Genomic DNA, 15,889 nt, shown 5'->3' on the forward strand with positions numbered 1-15,889 from the left:
GATTATCCGGTATTAGCTACCGTTTCCGGTAGTTATCCCAGTCTGAGGGGCAGGTTGCCTACGTGTTACTCACCCGTCCGCCGCTAAGTCTCAAGAGTGCAAGCACTCTATTAACTCCGCTCGACTTGCATGTATTAGGCACGCCGCCAGCGTTCGTCCTGAGCCAGGATCAAACTCTCCATAAAGTGTTTGACTTGCTCATTCCTTGCTGACGAGAACATTGCTGTTCTCTATATTTGAAGAACCGAAGTTCTTCACTCACTCGTTGTTCAGTTTTCAAAGATCAAAGTCTTTTTTTGTCACCGCTGTGTCTCTCGCAGCAACTCTTATATCATATCATGTTCGATTTTACTTGGCAAGCACTTTTTTTTAAGAAGTTTTCTTAGATGGTGACTTACCAAATCAATGTTCATGACATTTTAGCTCTCATCACCACTCGTTCGTGACAACTTTTATAATATATCATGTGAGATAAAAACCGTCAATACTTTTTTTGAAATTTAAAACCGGCGATTGAAAAGGAGAGTTTTGACTAACTACTCTCCTGAATACAGCCGTATTCAATTGGTGCGAAATACAATTTATCATAAATAATTGAGTACCGTCAAGATCAGTTATTAATTTTCTGCCTGAGGATATCTTGCGCTGCGAACGTATTTTGCCAGCTCTTTTTGTGGGGCAAATCTGGCGTACATATTGAAGATGGTTTTATAGCGTTTATCAATTGCCTGGCGGATATCGTGATTAAGCCGTTGGTCACTAAGATCAAATAGCATCTCGTCCAGTTCTTTTCTCAGGACATAAGCCATTTCCTTGCACTCTTTTTCATTTAATAACATTCCAAGCATACGAAATCCTCCCTAGTAACCCTTCACTTTATATCTTAACCTTTGCTAATGGATGTTTGGTTATTGGTATTTTCGCCAATTGCACCATAGCTGTCTGGATAGTGATGATTTAACCTAATTCCGTATGCTTGTAACTACATTTAATTAAAAAGCGAATGGTTTCTACCCACGTACCAGCCAATAGGTGATTGTACTCTCTATTCCCGCTGCTACGAGCAGCATTATTACGATCCAAAAAGCCGCTGTAACCGTGGATTTCATAAATTGCCTACGTTCTGTTTTTAATCTATATCTTGCAGCACTGTCCCAGGTTGTAAGACTATCCAGTACCAGCTTGCCAAACTTTAGGCCATAGGCAGCTGCAATCAAAATTGCGGGGATTTCAATAATGCCATGCGGTAATAAGCCTTTTACAATAAGAGTTACCAGGTCTACTCCCTCTGTACTACGTGTATATACCAGGAAGCCGATCATCATGCCGTTCATTACCAGAAAAATAACCGGTAGAATTCCCAACAATGCTCCGAGATAGATAATCAGTATACTTTTGATGGCATTATTGAAGAAGATCAGTATAAAGTAGCTGAGCTCTACATGGTTACTTTGCTGCAGCTGCTCGGTAACTACGCTCAGCTGTTCAAGCTGTTTCTCCAAGTATTGCCCCAACGGTACGGCCAGCCATACGCCTGCGACAATCCCTATAACGAATAGGGCAATCGATACAAGCAGCATTGTTCTATTATTGCGAAGATCATTCCAGAATGTACGTATTGAAAACATGGTTACTCCTTCCTCTGGTCACCCACCCGGTGTAATGGATATAGATAGAAAGACAGGGTATATAGGATGGATTCCTGTGCCCCTGTCTCTCCTCCTTACTATTCAATTAACAGTGTTACCTCGTTATTCAAACATGATTACTGCTCATATTTCTGAATGACGCGATTCGCCAGTTCTTCATAGAGCTGGCCGATCTCACTCTCGTTATTGTATACGGAAGGAGAGAAGTCCGGATCGGTTGGCAAATTATCCGGCGCGCCAAGCGGAATCTGAGCAAGCAGCTCCGTATGCAGATTCTCGGCCAGCATACCGCCGCCACCTCTGCCGAATACATAGTCTTTCTGTCCATCACGGGTCTGGTAATATGCCATGTTTTCTACAACTCCCAGAATTTCATGGTTGGTCTGCAGGGCCATGGCTCCGGCTCGGGCAGCAACAAAAGCAGCTGTCGCATGTGGTGTAGTGACCAGGATCTCTTTACTTTGTGGGAGCATTTGATGCACATCAAGTGCCACATCTCCTGTACCCGGCGGCAGATCCAGCAGCATATAGTCCAGCTCTCCCCAATCAACGTCTGCGAAAAATTGACGCAGCATTTTGCCCAGCATCGGTCCGCGCCAGATCACCGGGTTATTTTCACGGATGAAGAAGCCCATCGACATTACTTTTACACCAAAGCGTTCTACCGGTTGAATGCGTCCTTCTTCGACTGTAGGGCCTTCTTCTATTCCCATCATGTCGGGTACACTGAAACCGTAAATGTCCGCATCGATCACGCCAACTCGTTTACCCAGCTGAGCGAGAGCTGCCGCCAGATTGACGGTTACGGTGGATTTGCCCACTCCGCCTTTACCACTGGCTACGGCAATAAAGCGAACACCGGAATTCTCACTGATAATCGAGAGGTTCTCGAGACCTGCTGCATGACCTTTTTGCTCGATCTCTTCGTCTGTAGGAGAAGATGCCTCTTCAGGGGATAACAACCGTCTGACCGCTTCCATTTCGAGATCTGACGGCTCTCTGAAGCGGATATGAATATCAATAGGCTGTACAATCTGAAGAGCCCGACGTACGGCCTGCTCTACTGTGTCCTTATACTCCTGTCCCAGCTCGATGCTGACTACAGTCAGTGATATTCTGGTTTCCTTGACCATCACATCACGGATCAATTGCATTTCCAGGAGTGGGAAATCATACTGTGGGTCTTTGACGTGGCTCAATAGTTCAAGTACATATTCTCTGGATAGCATTAATGGCGCACTCCTTATCAGATCAATTTAATATACCTCTATATACAGCGTACCCATAATCATTGCCATTATAGCATTGTATCCGCTTGCTTAGCGAATGATTCAGGTGTCTACAGGATATAATGGAAATATAATACTAATTTTAATAAGGATTGCATCTCTACGGTTTATTGGCTTCAGTATGATTAGAGCTGAAACAAAAATGGATTAAAAAACCCTGATAGCCTGCACATGGGCAGGTTATCAGGGAAATAAAATAATCCAGAGTACTTATTGTGGAATGCGTTCAGCCATTCCTTCGATCAAAATCTCCGCTACTTCCGGACGTGTAAATTCAGGTGGAGGGCATTGACCATCTCTGAGCAGCGCCCTTACCTTGGTACCGGATAATGTTAAATGCTGCTCTTTTGGATGAGGACAGGTTTTACTGGATGCCATATTACCGCACTTGGTGCAGAAAAAGCTGTGTTCAAAGAAAAGAGGCGTAATAACGAGCTCTTCTGGAGTAAAGTTAGAGAATATCTCCTGTGCTTCATATGTGCCATAATAATCGCCTACACCTGCATGATCCCGTCCGACAATAAAATGGGTGCAGCCATAGTTTTTACGGACCATTGCATGGAATATCGCTTCTCTTGGTCCAGCATAACGCATTGCTGCCGGGAAAACTCCCAGAAAGGCGCGATGCTGTGGATAATAATTTTCCAGCAGTACCAGATAACTGCGCATACGCACATCTGCCGGCACATCATCCGACTTGGTCTCGCCTACCAGCGGATTTAAAAATAAGGCATCTACCGTCTCCATAGCACTCTTCTGAATGTATTCATGTGCACGGTGTACCGGATTACGAGTCTGGAAGCCTACTACCGTATTCCAGCCTTTATCTGCAAAAATCTGGCGGGTCTGTGCCGGATCATAATAGAATTCACCAAATTTCTCGGGTACCGGCCGCTGCAGCACCTGAACAGGTCCGCCTACATAGGTGGAAGATCTGCCAAGCAGCTTTTGTACACCTGGATGCTCCGTATCGTTTGTACGGAATACCTGTAACGCTTCCTCCTGCTGATTCACCTGATAAATGCTGCGAACTTCCAGAATACCGTAGGTAATCTGATCATCCTCTCCTACCAGAGCTACTTTCTCACCGATCGCAAGGGTGGAAGTGATTGATTCTTCAAGAGCCAGAGTAATCGGAATACTCCATACCAGGCCACTCGCAAGTCTCATATCCTGCAGGACAGAATGATAATCCTGTTCCTCCATAAATCCTTCCAAAGGAGAGAATGCACCTATTGCGATCAGATCCAGGTCTGATATCGTCCATGTATTGATAGGTACCTGCTTCCACTGCTTGGCCTGCTGTAGCAGTTGTTCCTTTTCCTGTCCTTCCACGAGTCGGTTAATCAGCTTGCCACCATGCGGTAAAATCGTCGTCATCTGGGTCTCTCCCTTATTATGTGATGAGTACCTGCAGCGCTACCTCGGTCTATACGGATCTTCCAAACCGGTAAAGCAAGCATTAACAGTACTTTTTCTACAAAGAATAATGTATTACTTATGTGTAAGTCGCTGTCCACCTATAACGGATAGGATGGAATGCAGATAATGAACAGCGACAAAAATTTAGCCTTATCCGCTATGCTCCTTATTTATGCAGACCGCACTCTGTCTTTGCCGAACCGGCCCAGCGCCCTGCTCGTGGATCTTCTCCAGGCATAACCTGCCGGGTGCATTGTTCACATCCAATACTTGGATAATGACGGTCATGCAAAGGATTATAAATGATATCATTGTCCCGAATATACTGCCATACATCCTCCGAAGTCCAATCCGCAATAGGATTAAACTTCATCAGACCGAATTTGTAGTCATATTCGATCTTTTTGGCATTGGCACGGGTAGGCGCCTGATCCCGGCGGATACCTGTGATCCATGAATCATATTGTGAAAGAATACGAGTGAGCGGTTCTACTTTACGGATATTGCAGCATGCATTCGGATCTACTGTCCAGAGAGACTCTCCATGAGCAGCTGCTTGCTCTTCCGGAGTCAGCTTCGGTGCCACTTTTACAAAGTTGATTCCGTAGCGTTCAACCATACGATCGCGCGTCTCATACGTTTCCTGGAAATGAAAATCGGTGTCCAGGTAAAAAATATCAGTGGATGGGCTGATCGTCTGCAGCATATCCACGATCACTACATCCTCTGCTCCAAAGCTGCAGGCAAAAGTGAGACTTTCAAAATTATCAACAGCCCAGCGTATAACCTGCTCTGCTGAAGCATGCTCCAATTCTTCCGCTTTAATTCTGGCCAACTCTTCCTTTTCCAAAAGATTCATGTGTATTCCCCCATCTTTAAAGTTAGTTTTTTTCAATTTGAAAAAAAGTACTCATGTGTCATTGATCTACCTGTATAAAAAGATAGCTTAACCGGACTTGACGCATAAACAGTGAGTACAGGACATTTACTGAACTACTTCAAAGTAGTACAAAAAGGATAATTAAAACATAAATAAAACCAACTAAACTGCTATGAATTATATGTATATTATAGGTCCTTATTTCTTTATCTTCAAGAGGATCTTTAAGATTTTACCAAAAATATTGTTATGGGCTTATTTGTATGACAGATTATTTTGTGTAAGAGCTTTTCTATAACTAGAGTACCTGTGGATAATTGTATGTTGCAGCTTTGTTGTTGTATTTAATAATTTATTATTCACAGGATTATGCACATGTTCTTTTAAGTTTTATTCAGCTTGCTCTCTGGCTTAAGTTCCTTTCCATAGTTTGTACACAATACACTGTTCATTTTAGATTTTTTGGTAGTTGTTTAGATAAGCGTTATGCTCCAGCATAAGATCATCTAAACAAATAAAAAAGCCTTTCCTCTGCGAGAGAGAAAAGGCTTTTGAATAACGAATTAACGTTTGGAGAACTGAGGTGCGCGACGTGCTGCTTTAAGACCGTATTTTTTACGCTCTTTCATACGAGGGTCACGAGTCAGGAATCCAGCTTTTTTCAGGGAACCGCGCAGTTCTGGATCAGCTTTCAGCAATGCACGGGAGATACCGTGACGAATTGCGCCTGCTTGACCAGAGATACCGCCACCATGAGTCAGTACGATTACATCGTAGCTTCCCACAGTTTCTGTCAGGTTCAGTGGTTGTTTAACGATCAGTTTGAGTGTTTCCAAACCGAAATATTCATTGATGTCGCGTTTGTTGATGACAATGCGTCCTTCACCCGGTACAAGGCGAACACGTGCTACCGAATGTTTACGACGACCTGTCCCATAGTATTGTACTTGTGCCATGAAACTGTCCTCCTTTTAATTATCCGCGAAGTTCGTAAACTTCTGGTTTTTGTGCTGCATGTGGATGTTCTGCGCCAGCGTATGCTTTCAGACGCAGCTTCATTGCGTTACCTTGACGAGTTTTTGGAAGCATACCGTGTACAGCAGCCTCAATTACACGTTCTGGTTTGTTAGCGAGCAGTTCTTGAGCATTCGTCACTTTCAGACCACCTGGGTGCATGGAATGACGATAGTATTTTTTGTCTTGCAGCTTTTTACCAGTCAGGTGAATTTTTTCAGCGTTGATTACGATAACGAAATCTCCGCCATCCACGTGAGGTGTGAAAGATGGTTTATGTTTACCGCGGATCAGTGCTGCGGCTTCACTTGCCAGACGGCCAAGTGTTTTACCTTCAGCATCAATAATGTGCCAATTGCGTTCTACTTCACTTGGCTTCGCAATATAGGTCGTGCGCATGAGAAGTTCCTCCTTAGTCTGCTTTTGAAAATTTACATTTTCATATATGATCGTTCTTTGTTTGTGTTGTTAATACACAATGTTACATTTGTAATAGTTAATGGTTATATCAATGGTAATGTAATTCCCTTAGGGGGCTGTGGGATAGCTCTAAGAAAACACAACTTTTATTTTACAGGATGAATGAACGTTAAGCAAGCACTATTTAACCTTTTTCAAGACTTTTTTTATTGGATCATTAATCTTCAAAAGTAATGTCATCATAGTGGACTCCCCACATGGTTAACGCCTTACTGACGGCTGTAGGACCTGCAGCGCTGCGATCACATGCTGCAATCATCCCAGGTATGGCATCAGGCTTATGCTTGCCCTCTCCTACCTGAATGAGTGTTCCTATAATAATCCGTACCATATGCTGTAAAAAGCCATTACCCGTAATATAAAAATGCAGGATACCCTGGTCTCTTGTATGAGGACGCGTCTGTGAATAATCGATCTCCAGTCTTGTCTCAAGCACCGTACGAATATGGCTCTGCTTTTGGGAATAACGGGAAGCAAACGAAGTAAAGTCATAGGTTCCTACAAAATGATGAAAAGCCTCTTCCATGGCCTGTACGTCCAACTTTCCCGGATGATGCAGCTGCATATGCCGTAAAAACACATCCGGATATTGATTGGCATTAATCGTATATCGGTAGGTTTTACGTTTGGCAGAACGCCTGGAATGAAACTCTAACGGAACTTCCCTGGACCCTGTAACAATAATATCTCTGGGCAGACGGCCATTAAGGGCCAGAGGCCAGCGATCCGCAGGTACGGGAGATTCGGTTATAAAGTTAAACACCTGGCCGACTGCATGTACTCCAGCGTCTGTACGCCCTGAACCATGAATCTTGGGCTTCTCACCGATTATGGAGGCTATTGCCTTCTCCAGATGGTCCTGTACGGTATTCCCGTCCGGCTGTGTCTGAAAGCCGTTATAGCGGCTCCCATCATAGTTTACGGTCATACATAGATTACGCATGTATCTCACACCTTTATATACACATACAAAGCGAGGGAGCCCCTAGTGGAGCCCCCTCCCTTCATCTTGATACCATAACTTATCCAGACAGAGAAAAAAAGGGCTTTGTCAGAATCCAATGACCCTGTCCACCCTTCTTTATCTGCATGTTACGCGCGGTCTACCAGCTCAAGGTAAACCATAGGTGCAGCGTCGCCACGACGAGGTCCCAGTTTCAGGATACGAGTGTATCCACCTGGACGCTCTGCATAACGAGTTGCCAGTTCAGAGAACAATTTTTGAATTGCATCTTGTCCACCATCGAGAGATTCACGACGTACATAAGCAGCAACTTGACGACGAGCATGCAGATCTCCACGCTTGGACAGGGTGATCAGCTTTTCAGCGATAGAACGAAGTTCTTTCGCTTTTGCTTCTGTCGTTTGAATACGCTCATATAAGAACAGGTCAGTTACCATATCACGGAACAGTGCTTTACGAGCGCTGGAGTTGCGACCCAATTTTTGATATGCCATATTGTTTTCCCTCCTTCATCACATGATTAAATGACTATTCTTCCTGACGTAGACCCAGTCCCAGTTCCTGCAGTTTCTCTTGAACTTCTTCGAGAGATTTGCGGCCCAGGTTACGGACTTTCATCATATCGTCTTCGGATTTAGTAGTCAGTTCTTGTACCGTATTAATGCCGGCACGTTTCAAGCAGTTGTAAGAACGTACAGAGAGGTCGAGCTCTTCGATAGTCATCTCAAGCACTTTCTCTTTTTTGTCCTCTTCTTTTTCGACCATGATTTCAGCGTCTTTTGCTTCGTCAGTCAGACCAACAAACAGCATCAGATGCTCGGTCAGAATTTTGGCACCCAGGCTAACTGCTTCTTCCGGGCGAATGCTTCCATCCGTCCAGATTTCGATAGTCAGCTTGTCATAGTTCGTAACCTGACCAACACGAGTATTTTCGATACCATAGTTAACACGGGAGATCGGAGTATAAATAGAATCGATCGGAATCACGCCGATTGGCTGATCAGAACGTTTGTTTTTATCTGCCGATACATAACCGCGACCACGATTTGCAAAAATACGCATGTGGAGTCTTGAACCTGGAGCCAGAGTGGCAATATGAAGATCCGGATTAAGGATTTCCACATCACTGTCAGCACGGATATCCCCTGCAGTGACCACTCCATCTCCTTCTGCATCAATCTCCAACAATTTTTCTTCATCAGAGTGGATTTTCAGAGAAAGGGCCTTGAGGTTCAAAATAATTTCCGTAACGTCTTCCATTACTCCTTGAACCGTTGAGAACTCGTGCAATACACCATCGATTTGTACGGATGTTACCGCTGCTCCCGGAAGAGAAGAAAGCAAGATCCGGCGAAGTGAATTGCCAAGTGTTGTGCCGTAACCACGTTCGAGAGGTTCTACGATGAATTTGCCATAGGTTCCTTCATCATTTACATCTACGGTCTCAATTTTCGGCTTTTCGATTTCTATCACTGCAATATCCCTCCTTCAAAACGTCGCTTCGGTGAAACTGTCGCTAAAACTTTATTCAATAGACATGCAGTAGTCCCCGGCATACATAAAATGTATTCTCCGGGAGGATGACCACATTGAAGAGACATGCTTCGATTATACGCGACGACGTTTTGGTGGACGGCATCCGTTATGCGGGATTGGAGTTACATCCTTAATCAGGTTAACTTCCAGACCAGCTGCTTGCAGGGAACGAATTGCTGCTTCACGTCCAGCACCTGGACCTTTAACCATAACTTCAACAGCTTTCATGCCGTGTTCCATAGCTGCTTTAGCTGCTGTTTCAGCTGCCAGTTGTGCTGCGAATGGAGTGGACTTACGGGAACCTCTAAATCCAAGACCGCCGGAGCTAGCCCAGGAAATGGCATTACCATGAGGATCCGTAATAGTAACGATCGTATTGTTAAACGTGGAACGAATGTGTGCCACGCCAGATTCGATATTTTTACGGTCGCGACGCTTAGTACGTACGACTTTTTTAGCTTTAGCCATTGCTCATTAACCTCCCTTACTTCTTCTTGTTCGCTACTGTACGACGAGGACCCTTACGTGTACGAGCATTTGTTTTAGTACGTTGTCCACGAACCGGCAGACCACGACGGTGACGTACACCACGGTAGCATCCGATTTCAATCAGACGTTTAATGTTCAGAGAGATCTCACGACGAAGATCACCTTCAACTTTTGTACTTTCAATTGCTTCACGCAGTTTTCCTACTTCATCTTCAGTTAGATCGCGGACACGAGTGTTAAAGTCAATACCTGTACCACTCAGAATTTTCTGGGAAGTCGTTTTACCGATTCCGAAAATATATGTCAAGGCGATCTCAACGCGCTTATCACGTGGTAAATCTACACCAGCTATACGTGCCATTACGCTACACCTCCTCGATTAATTAACCTTGCTTTTGTTTGTGCTTAGGGTTTTCACAAATTACCATTACATTCCCTTTGCGGCGAATGACTTTGCATTTTTCGCAGATGGGCTTTACAGAAGGTCTTACCTTCATGTTAATTACCTCCTCAAGTTTTACTACCGTAAAACTTATTTCGTCAGCATGTTATCTGCACCACAAATTTATATCACATAAGTATCTATTATACCATAGATTTATGCATTTGTGTTCTATTTACGATAAGTTATACGACCTTTTGTCAAATCATAAGGTGAAAGTTGAACAACCACCTTATCTCCAGTCAGAATACGGATAAAGTGCATCCGCAGCTTACCAGAAACATGAGCAAGAATCTGATGACCATTTTCCAGCTCAACTTTGAACGTTGCATTCGGCAATGGTTCAAGAACCACGCCTTCTACCTCAATAACATCCTCTTTAGCCACAATGAGTTCCTCCTTAAACCGTATTTTTTTCGGCAGATTCAACAAACTTGGCAACTGCATGACGCAACTTTCCGTTTGTGACCCGTCCGCTTTCTTGCAAACTGTCTACGACTTCGCTGCTTACCACCGGCATCAGCTCCAGATGAAGCAGATTCTTCTTCTTCGGCTGATCAAACTTGCGTTTGTTTCCGTCGGCGATATACACGAATTTCTCATCCGATATTGCAATGATTACAGCAGGTTGGCCAGCTCCCTTACCTTTTGAAACTCTCACAACTTGACCGACCTGCGGGGATGTCCCTGGTTTCAAAACAATCACCTACGCGTTAAGTTTTGTGAAAATTTCCATACCGTCCGGTGTAACCGCAACTGTATGTTCAAAATGGGCACACAGTGAGCCATCAACCGTAACTACTGTCCATTTGTCTTCCAACGTTTTCACTTGCCGTCCGCCGGCATTCACCATCGGTTCTATTGCGAGAACCATTCCGGGTTTAAGCCTTGGACCCCGATCGGCGATTCCGTAATTCGGAATTTTCGGATCTTCGTGCAGTTTGGTTCCGATCCCGTGTCCGACATACTCTCGTACGACAGACATCCCGGCATCTTCAATAAAACGCTGTATCGCATGCGATATTGTAAACAGACGCACATCCGGTTTTACCAGGTCAAGTCCGGCAAATAAAGCCCCTTCTGTAACTTCCAAAAGACGCTTCGCTTCGTCAGAAATTTGTCCTACCGGATAGGTCCACGCCGAATCACCGTGATACCCCTGATACTGAGCTCCAATATCAAAAGTAACGATGTCGCCTTCTTGCAGTTTGCGTTTGCTTGGGAATCCATGAACAAGCTGCTCATTCACCGAAGCACAAATACTGGCAGGAAAACCATTGTATCCTTTGAACGATGGCAAGGCATTCTGGCTGCGAATATAACGGTCCGCAAGTTGATCGAGCTCTTCCGTTGTAATCCCTGGCTCGATAGACTGTTTGATCAAAGCGTGTGTTTCCGCTACGATTCGCCCTGCTTCTCGCATAAAGCCAAGTTCTGTTTCGGATTTGCAAATGATCATTCCGCTTAACCTCTCAGCAATGACACAATATCCTGTGATACTACGTCAATGCCCTGTTCGCCATCAATATCTCTCAGAAGGTTGCGATCTCCGTAGTAAGCGAGCAGAGGCGCCGTCTTGTTACCGTACTCGTCAAGTCGGGTTGCTACACTTTCTTCGTTATCATCAGCTCTCTGGTAGAGTTCACCGCCATCGATATCACATACGCCTTCTTGCTTCGGCGGATTGAATACGATGTGGTAAGTAGCGCCGCAAGTTTTGCAAATGCGTCGTCCGGTAATACGAACGAGCAGCTTGTCACGGTCTACTTTAAGATTGATTACGTGGTCCAGCTTCCGGTCCATTGCTGCCAGCATTTTATCCAGTGCTTCAGCCTGAGCCAAAGTTCTTGGATAACCGTCAAGCAAAAAACCTTTTTCACAGTCAGGTTGAGCGAGTCGCTCTTCCACAATTCCATTGGTTACATCATCCGGTACCAGTAACCCCTGATCAATGAACTCTTTGGCTTTAACTCCGATAGGAGTCTCCTGTTTGATCGCCAGACGAAATGCATCGCCTGTAGAAATATGAGGAATGCCCAGTTCTTTCACAATCACAGCGGCCTGTGTTCCTTTTCCTGCTCCCGGAGGTCCCATGAATATAATGTTCACGCTTCGTCACTCCCCCTAAAACTACTCTTGCAAGAACAGCACGGAAAGGTGCCGGGTATGAATGGGACTCCCCATTCAGCCGGAACCTGCCGTCTATTTATTGATAAAACCCTTGTAATGGCGTTTGATAAGTTGGCTTTCGATCGTTTTCATCGTATCCAATGCAACACCGATAACGATAAGAAGCGATGTACCACCGATTTGAACCGATTGAGGCAAACCGGAAATGGCGCCCAAGAATACTGGAAGTACAGAGATGATCGCCAGGAACAAAGAGCCGGTCATGGTCAAACGAGTCATAACACGAGTCAAGTACGTAGCCGTAGGCTTACCTGGACGAACGCCTGGAATGTAACCGCCATTCTTCTTCATATTATCTGCCATTTGTGTAGGATTCATTTGCACAAATGTATAGAAGAAAGTAAAGCCTATAATCATTATAACATACAGCACCATACCGAGCGGCTTGTCGTACCAAAGATTATCGGTAACCCATTTAGCCCAGAGATGTGTAGACCAAAAGCTTGCTATAATGATCGGGAATTGAAGCAGGGATACAGCGAAGATTACAGGGATAACACCAGCTGAATTGATCTTCAGTGGAATATGTGTATTCTGACCGCCATACATTTTGTTACCTACAACGCGTTTTGCATATTGTACCGGAATTTTCCGAATCCCTTGTTGAATAAAGATAACACCGATAACAATCAAAATCACGACAATAACAACGACAACCAGCTTCACAACGTTCATGAACGTCTGACCTGGTGCCAGGAAATCTGATTGAACCATATCACGGATATGCTGTGGAATTGCTGCCACGATCCCCGCGAAGATGATAATCGAGATCCCGTTACCAATTCCTTTTTCAGTGATCTGCTCACCGAGCCACATCAGGAAAGATGTACCCGCCGTCAATACAAGCGCAATCAGAATATAGCTCCAGATAGTAGCACCTGGAATCATTTCTGTGTTGTACAGACGGTTAAAGCCGATCGATGTACCAAAGGCCTGAATGAGACCCAGAATAACTGTACCGTAGCGAGTAATCTGTGCTAACTTCTTTTTACCGTGTTCCCCTTGTTTTGCCCATTCCGCAAATTTCGGAATGACATCCATCGACAGTAACTGTACGATGATGGACGCTGTGATATACGGCATAATTCCGAGAGCAAAGATCGAGAATCGAGACAATGCTCCTCCGGAGAAGGTGTTTAAAAGACCGAATAATTCTTGCCCCTGGTTATTTGTGGCAGTGAAAACTTCCGTGTTTACTCCAGGTACTGGTACGAACGAACCGATACGGTAGACAATCAGTACCAGCAGGGTAAATAGTATCCGATTTCTAAGATCCTCCACCCGCCATATATTCGTCAGGGTCTTGAACATTAGATCACCTCGGTTTTACCGCCGGCAGCCTCGATCTTCTCTACCGCAGATTGAGAGAACTTATTCGCTTTTACAGTCAGTTTTACAGACAGTTCGCCATTACCCAGAATCTTGATTCCGCTTTTCGCACTTTTTACAATGCCTTGCTCCATCAAGAATTCAGGAGTCACTTCAGTGTCAGCAGCCAGACTGTTCAGTTCAGCTACGTTAACCAGTGCATACTCTTTACGGGTTGGGTTAACAAATCCACGTTTCGGCAAACGACGATACAGTGGGTTTTGACCGCCTTCAAATCCTGGACGAACACCGCCGCCAGAGCGTGAATTTTGTCCTTTGTGACCACGACCCGATGTTTTACCAGTACCACTACTAGTTCCGCGACCAACGCGCTTACGCTCTTTACGGGAACCAGGTGCTGGAGAAAGTTCATGCAATTTCATCGTTCGTTGCACCTCCTTATTGATAATAGGCTAATCTTTCGATCAATTAGCCTTGAATTTCTTTTACAGATACCAAGTGTTGTACTTGGTTAACCATGCCGCGGATTGCAGCATTGTCTTCTTGAATGACCGAATGGTTCAGTTTACGCAGTCCCAAAGTTTTTACAGTGACGCGTTGGTTTTCTGGACGACCGATCACGCTACGGACGAGGGTAATTTCCAATTTAGCCATGTGATTCCCTCCTTAACCGAGCAGTTCTTCGATTGTTTTTCCACGCAGTTTAGCTACATCTTCAGCACGTTTCAGGCGAGACAAGCCTTCCAGCGTAGCATTAACCATATTCATGGAGTTCGAAGAACCCAGGGATTTTGTCAAGATGTCACCTACACCAGCAAGTTCCAGAACGGCACGAACTGGACCACCAGCGATTACTCCAGTACCTTCAGATGCTGGCTTCAGCATTACGCGGCCTGCTCCGAATTTACCGTTTACGAGGTGAGGAATTGTAGTTCCTACGAGTGGAACGTGTACCAGGTTTTTCTTAGCATCTTCGATACCTTTACGAATCGCATCAGGTACTTCACCGGCTTTACCGAGACCAGCACCAACCCAGCCTTTACCGTCGCCTACTACTACCAGCGCGCTAAAGCTAAAACGACGTCCGCCCTTAACTACTTTAGCTACACGATTAATATGAACTACTCTTTCAGTAAGTTCTAAAGTATTTGGATCAATACGCAAGTCGTTTACCTCCTTTTTTACAATGTTTTAGAATTGAAGACCCGCTTCACGAGCTGCATCTGCCAGGGCTTGAATCCGTCCGTGATACAAATAGCCTCCGCGGTCAAATACAACAGACTCGTGTCCTTGTTCAACCGCACGTTTTGCGATCAGCTGTCCAACTTTAGCAGCAGCTTCAACGCTAGCGCCGTTTTTGATGTCCGTCAGTTCTTTATCCTTAGTGGATGCAGATACCAAAGTTACACCAGCCACGTCGTCGATTAGTTGAGCGTAGATATGTTTGGAAGAACGGAATACGTTCAGACGAGGACGCTGAGCAGTACCAGTAATGTTCTTGCGAACACGCAGATGTCTTTTCAGACGAGCTTTATTTTTATCAGCTTTAGTAATCATGACTGTATATTTCACTCCCTTCATTTTACCTGAGCCAGCTTCATGCTAGCTTGCTTGGGGTAATGAGCCATTATCCCCTAGCTTATTTTTTCTTACCAGCTTTACCTTCTTTACGAAGGATACGTTCGCCTTCATACTTGATACCTTTACCTTTATAAGGTTCTGGTTCACGTACGGAGCGGATCTTAGCTGCGTAAGCACCTACGCGCTCTTTATCGATACCGTTAACTACGATACGAGTGTTAGTAGGTACATCGAAATCGATGCCTGCTTCCGGAGTAATTTCTACCGGGTGAGAGTAACCTACGTTCAGAACGATTTTATCGCCAGATTTGCTTGCGCGGTATCCGACACCAACCAGTTCCAGAGCTTTGGAGAAACCAGTAGTTACTCCACTCACCATGTTACTCACAACACTGCGAGTTGTTCCGTGCAGGGAACGGTGAAGTTTATTGTCAGAAGGACGCTCAATCGTGATCACGTTACCTTCAACGTTTACTTTCATATCTTTGTGAAGCTCACGGGACAGGGTTCCTTTCGGACCTTTTACCGTCAGAGTAGTGTTATCCAAAGTGATTTCTACACCACTAGGTACTTCAATTGGTTTACGACCAATACGGGACATTGCGTTGCACCTCCTTATTTTAT

Annotated in this window: 23 protein-coding genes; all 23 read right to left on the minus strand. The window is 44.8% G+C overall.

Annotation, left to right across the window (positions count from 1 at the left end; all coding sequences use genetic code 11):
* Nucleotides 1-617 precede the first annotated feature (617 nt).
* Complete coding sequence (locus tag WH45_RS04965; protein ID WP_046213330.1) at nucleotides 618-848, minus strand: hypothetical protein; 231 nt, start codon at nucleotides 846-848, stop codon at nucleotides 618-620.
* A gap of 162 nt (nucleotides 849-1,010) precedes the next feature.
* Nucleotides 1,011-1,628, minus strand: a complete 618-nt coding sequence (locus WH45_RS04970; RefSeq protein WP_046213331.1) for a stage II sporulation protein M — start codon at nucleotides 1,626-1,628, stop codon at nucleotides 1,011-1,013.
* A gap of 137 nt (nucleotides 1,629-1,765) precedes the next feature.
* Nucleotides 1,766-2,878 (minus strand): Mrp/NBP35 family ATP-binding protein, encoded by a 1,113-nt coding sequence (locus WH45_RS04975; protein ID WP_046213332.1) that lies wholly within the window; start codon nucleotides 2,876-2,878, stop codon nucleotides 1,766-1,768.
* A 270-nt stretch (nucleotides 2,879-3,148) separates the two neighbouring features.
* On the minus strand, nucleotides 3,149-4,318 hold the full coding sequence (gene sat, locus WH45_RS04980) for a sulfate adenylyltransferase (RefSeq protein ID WP_046213333.1): 1,170 nt from the start codon (nucleotides 4,316-4,318) through the stop codon (nucleotides 3,149-3,151).
* A 208-nt stretch (nucleotides 4,319-4,526) separates the two neighbouring features.
* Complete coding sequence (locus tag WH45_RS04985; protein WP_046213334.1) at nucleotides 4,527-5,219, minus strand: phosphoadenylyl-sulfate reductase; 693 nt, start codon at nucleotides 5,217-5,219, stop codon at nucleotides 4,527-4,529.
* A 584-nt stretch (nucleotides 5,220-5,803) separates the two neighbouring features.
* Nucleotides 5,804-6,196, minus strand: coding sequence for a 30S ribosomal protein S9 (gene rpsI, locus WH45_RS04990; RefSeq protein ID WP_046213335.1), 393 nt, complete (start codon nucleotides 6,194-6,196; stop codon nucleotides 5,804-5,806).
* Nucleotides 6,197-6,215: 19 nt separating this feature from the next.
* Nucleotides 6,216-6,653, minus strand: a complete 438-nt coding sequence (rplM, locus tag WH45_RS04995; protein ID WP_017815391.1) for a 50S ribosomal protein L13 — start codon at nucleotides 6,651-6,653, stop codon at nucleotides 6,216-6,218.
* 238 nt (nucleotides 6,654-6,891) lie between these two features.
* Nucleotides 6,892-7,677, minus strand: coding sequence for a tRNA pseudouridine(38-40) synthase TruA (gene truA / locus WH45_RS05000; RefSeq protein ID WP_046213336.1), 786 nt, complete (start codon nucleotides 7,675-7,677; stop codon nucleotides 6,892-6,894).
* A 149-nt stretch (nucleotides 7,678-7,826) separates the two neighbouring features.
* Nucleotides 7,827-8,192, minus strand: coding sequence for a 50S ribosomal protein L17 (gene rplQ, locus WH45_RS05005; RefSeq protein ID WP_017815389.1), 366 nt, complete (start codon nucleotides 8,190-8,192; stop codon nucleotides 7,827-7,829).
* A 34-nt stretch (nucleotides 8,193-8,226) separates the two neighbouring features.
* Nucleotides 8,227-9,171 carry a DNA-directed RNA polymerase subunit alpha gene (locus tag WH45_RS05010; RefSeq protein WP_046213337.1) on the minus strand — a complete coding sequence of 315 codons (945 nt, stop codon included), beginning with the start codon at nucleotides 9,169-9,171 and terminating at the stop codon, nucleotides 8,227-8,229.
* A gap of 135 nt (nucleotides 9,172-9,306) precedes the next feature.
* On the minus strand, nucleotides 9,307-9,702 hold the full coding sequence (gene rpsK / locus WH45_RS05015) for a 30S ribosomal protein S11 (RefSeq protein WP_017815387.1): 396 nt from the start codon (nucleotides 9,700-9,702) through the stop codon (nucleotides 9,307-9,309).
* A 16-nt stretch (nucleotides 9,703-9,718) separates the two neighbouring features.
* A complete protein-coding gene (gene rpsM, locus WH45_RS05020; RefSeq protein ID WP_017815386.1) occupies nucleotides 9,719-10,084 on the minus strand; it encodes a 30S ribosomal protein S13 in 366 nt (121 codons plus the stop codon).
* Nucleotides 10,085-10,106: 22 nt separating this feature from the next.
* Nucleotides 10,107-10,220, minus strand: coding sequence for a 50S ribosomal protein L36 (gene rpmJ, locus WH45_RS05025; RefSeq protein ID WP_003333770.1), 114 nt, complete (start codon nucleotides 10,218-10,220; stop codon nucleotides 10,107-10,109).
* A 116-nt stretch (nucleotides 10,221-10,336) separates the two neighbouring features.
* Complete coding sequence (infA, locus tag WH45_RS05030; protein ID WP_017815385.1) at nucleotides 10,337-10,552, minus strand: translation initiation factor IF-1; 216 nt, start codon at nucleotides 10,550-10,552, stop codon at nucleotides 10,337-10,339.
* Between the two features lie 13 nt (nucleotides 10,553-10,565).
* On the minus strand, nucleotides 10,566-10,862 hold the full coding sequence (locus tag WH45_RS05035) for a KOW domain-containing RNA-binding protein (RefSeq protein ID WP_174703758.1): 297 nt from the start codon (nucleotides 10,860-10,862) through the stop codon (nucleotides 10,566-10,568).
* A gap of 9 nt (nucleotides 10,863-10,871) precedes the next feature.
* Complete coding sequence (gene map, locus WH45_RS05040) at nucleotides 10,872-11,624, minus strand: type I methionyl aminopeptidase (protein ID WP_046213338.1); 753 nt, start codon at nucleotides 11,622-11,624, stop codon at nucleotides 10,872-10,874.
* Between the two features lie 5 nt (nucleotides 11,625-11,629).
* Nucleotides 11,630-12,274 carry an adenylate kinase gene (locus WH45_RS05045; RefSeq protein WP_046213339.1) on the minus strand — a complete coding sequence of 215 codons (645 nt, stop codon included), beginning with the start codon at nucleotides 12,272-12,274 and terminating at the stop codon, nucleotides 11,630-11,632.
* Nucleotides 12,275-12,367: 93 nt separating this feature from the next.
* Nucleotides 12,368-13,666, minus strand: a complete 1,299-nt coding sequence (gene secY / locus WH45_RS05050; protein WP_046213340.1) for a preprotein translocase subunit SecY — start codon at nucleotides 13,664-13,666, stop codon at nucleotides 12,368-12,370.
* Nucleotides 13,666-14,106 carry a 50S ribosomal protein L15 gene (gene rplO, locus WH45_RS05055; protein ID WP_017815380.1) on the minus strand — a complete coding sequence of 147 codons (441 nt, stop codon included), beginning with the start codon at nucleotides 14,104-14,106 and terminating at the stop codon, nucleotides 13,666-13,668. Before rplO ends, secY begins: the two co-directional genes overlap by 1 nt.
* Nucleotides 14,107-14,152: 46 nt before the next feature.
* Entirely contained in the window at nucleotides 14,153-14,338 is a 186-nt protein-coding gene (rpmD, locus tag WH45_RS05060) for a 50S ribosomal protein L30 (protein WP_017815379.1), read from the minus strand.
* Between the two features lie 12 nt (nucleotides 14,339-14,350).
* Complete coding sequence (rpsE, locus tag WH45_RS05065; protein ID WP_017815378.1) at nucleotides 14,351-14,848, minus strand: 30S ribosomal protein S5; 498 nt, start codon at nucleotides 14,846-14,848, stop codon at nucleotides 14,351-14,353.
* Nucleotides 14,849-14,875: 27 nt separating this feature from the next.
* A complete protein-coding gene (rplR, locus tag WH45_RS05070) occupies nucleotides 14,876-15,241 on the minus strand; it encodes a 50S ribosomal protein L18 (RefSeq protein WP_046213341.1) in 366 nt (121 codons plus the stop codon).
* Nucleotides 15,242-15,323: 82 nt separating this feature from the next.
* Complete coding sequence (gene rplF / locus WH45_RS05075; protein WP_046213342.1) at nucleotides 15,324-15,866, minus strand: 50S ribosomal protein L6; 543 nt, start codon at nucleotides 15,864-15,866, stop codon at nucleotides 15,324-15,326.
* Nucleotides 15,867-15,889: the final 23 nt, after the last annotated feature.

Origin of the sequence: Paenibacillus wulumuqiensis, from assembly GCF_000971965.1 — a bacterium.
GTDB classification, from domain to species: Bacteria; Bacillota; Bacilli; order Paenibacillales; family Paenibacillaceae; genus Saccharibacillus; species Saccharibacillus wulumuqiensis.

Bases quoted from the DNA above. Each gene is read 5' to 3' on its own strand.
- WH45_RS04965 (WP_046213330.1), bottom strand. From the start codon at position 848: ATGCTTGGAATGTTATTAAATGAAAAAGAGTGCAAGGAAATGGCTTAT.
- WH45_RS04970 (WP_046213331.1), bottom strand. From the start codon at position 1,628: ATGTTTTCAATACGTACATTCTGGAATGATCTTCGCAATAATAGAACA.
- WH45_RS04975 (WP_046213332.1), bottom strand. From the start codon at position 2,878: ATGCTATCCAGAGAATATGTACTTGAACTATTGAGCCACGTCAAAGAC.
- sat (WP_046213333.1), bottom strand. From the start codon at position 4,318: ATGACGACGATTTTACCGCATGGTGGCAAGCTGATTAACCGACTCGTG.
- WH45_RS04985 (WP_046213334.1), bottom strand. From the start codon at position 5,219: ATGAATCTTTTGGAAAAGGAAGAGTTGGCCAGAATTAAAGCGGAAGAA.
- rpsI (WP_046213335.1), bottom strand. From the start codon at position 6,196: ATGGCACAAGTACAATACTATGGGACAGGTCGTCGTAAACATTCGGTA.
- rplM (WP_017815391.1), bottom strand. From the start codon at position 6,653: ATGCGCACGACCTATATTGCGAAGCCAAGTGAAGTAGAACGCAATTGG.
- truA (WP_046213336.1), bottom strand. From the start codon at position 7,677: ATGCGTAATCTATGTATGACCGTAAACTATGATGGGAGCCGCTATAAC.
- rplQ (WP_017815389.1), bottom strand. From the start codon at position 8,192: ATGGCATATCAAAAATTGGGTCGCAACTCCAGCGCTCGTAAAGCACTG.
- rpsK (WP_017815387.1), bottom strand. From the start codon at position 9,702: ATGGCTAAAGCTAAAAAAGTCGTACGTACTAAGCGTCGCGACCGTAAA.
- rpsM (WP_017815386.1), bottom strand. From the start codon at position 10,084: ATGGCACGTATAGCTGGTGTAGATTTACCACGTGATAAGCGCGTTGAG.
- rpmJ (WP_003333770.1), bottom strand. From the start codon at position 10,220: ATGAAGGTAAGACCTTCTGTAAAGCCCATCTGCGAAAAATGCAAAGTC.
- map (WP_046213338.1), bottom strand. From the start codon at position 11,624: ATGATCATTTGCAAATCCGAAACAGAACTTGGCTTTATGCGAGAAGCA.
- secY (WP_046213340.1), bottom strand. From the start codon at position 13,666: ATGTTCAAGACCCTGACGAATATATGGCGGGTGGAGGATCTTAGAAAT.
- rplO (WP_017815380.1), bottom strand. From the start codon at position 14,106: ATGAAATTGCATGAACTTTCTCCAGCACCTGGTTCCCGTAAAGAGCGT.
- rpmD (WP_017815379.1), bottom strand. From the start codon at position 14,338: ATGGCTAAATTGGAAATTACCCTCGTCCGTAGCGTGATCGGTCGTCCA.
- rplR (WP_046213341.1), bottom strand. From the start codon at position 15,241: ATGATTACTAAAGCTGATAAAAATAAAGCTCGTCTGAAAAGACATCTG.
- rplF (WP_046213342.1), bottom strand. From the start codon at position 15,866: ATGTCCCGTATTGGTCGTAAACCAATTGAAGTACCTAGTGGTGTAGAA.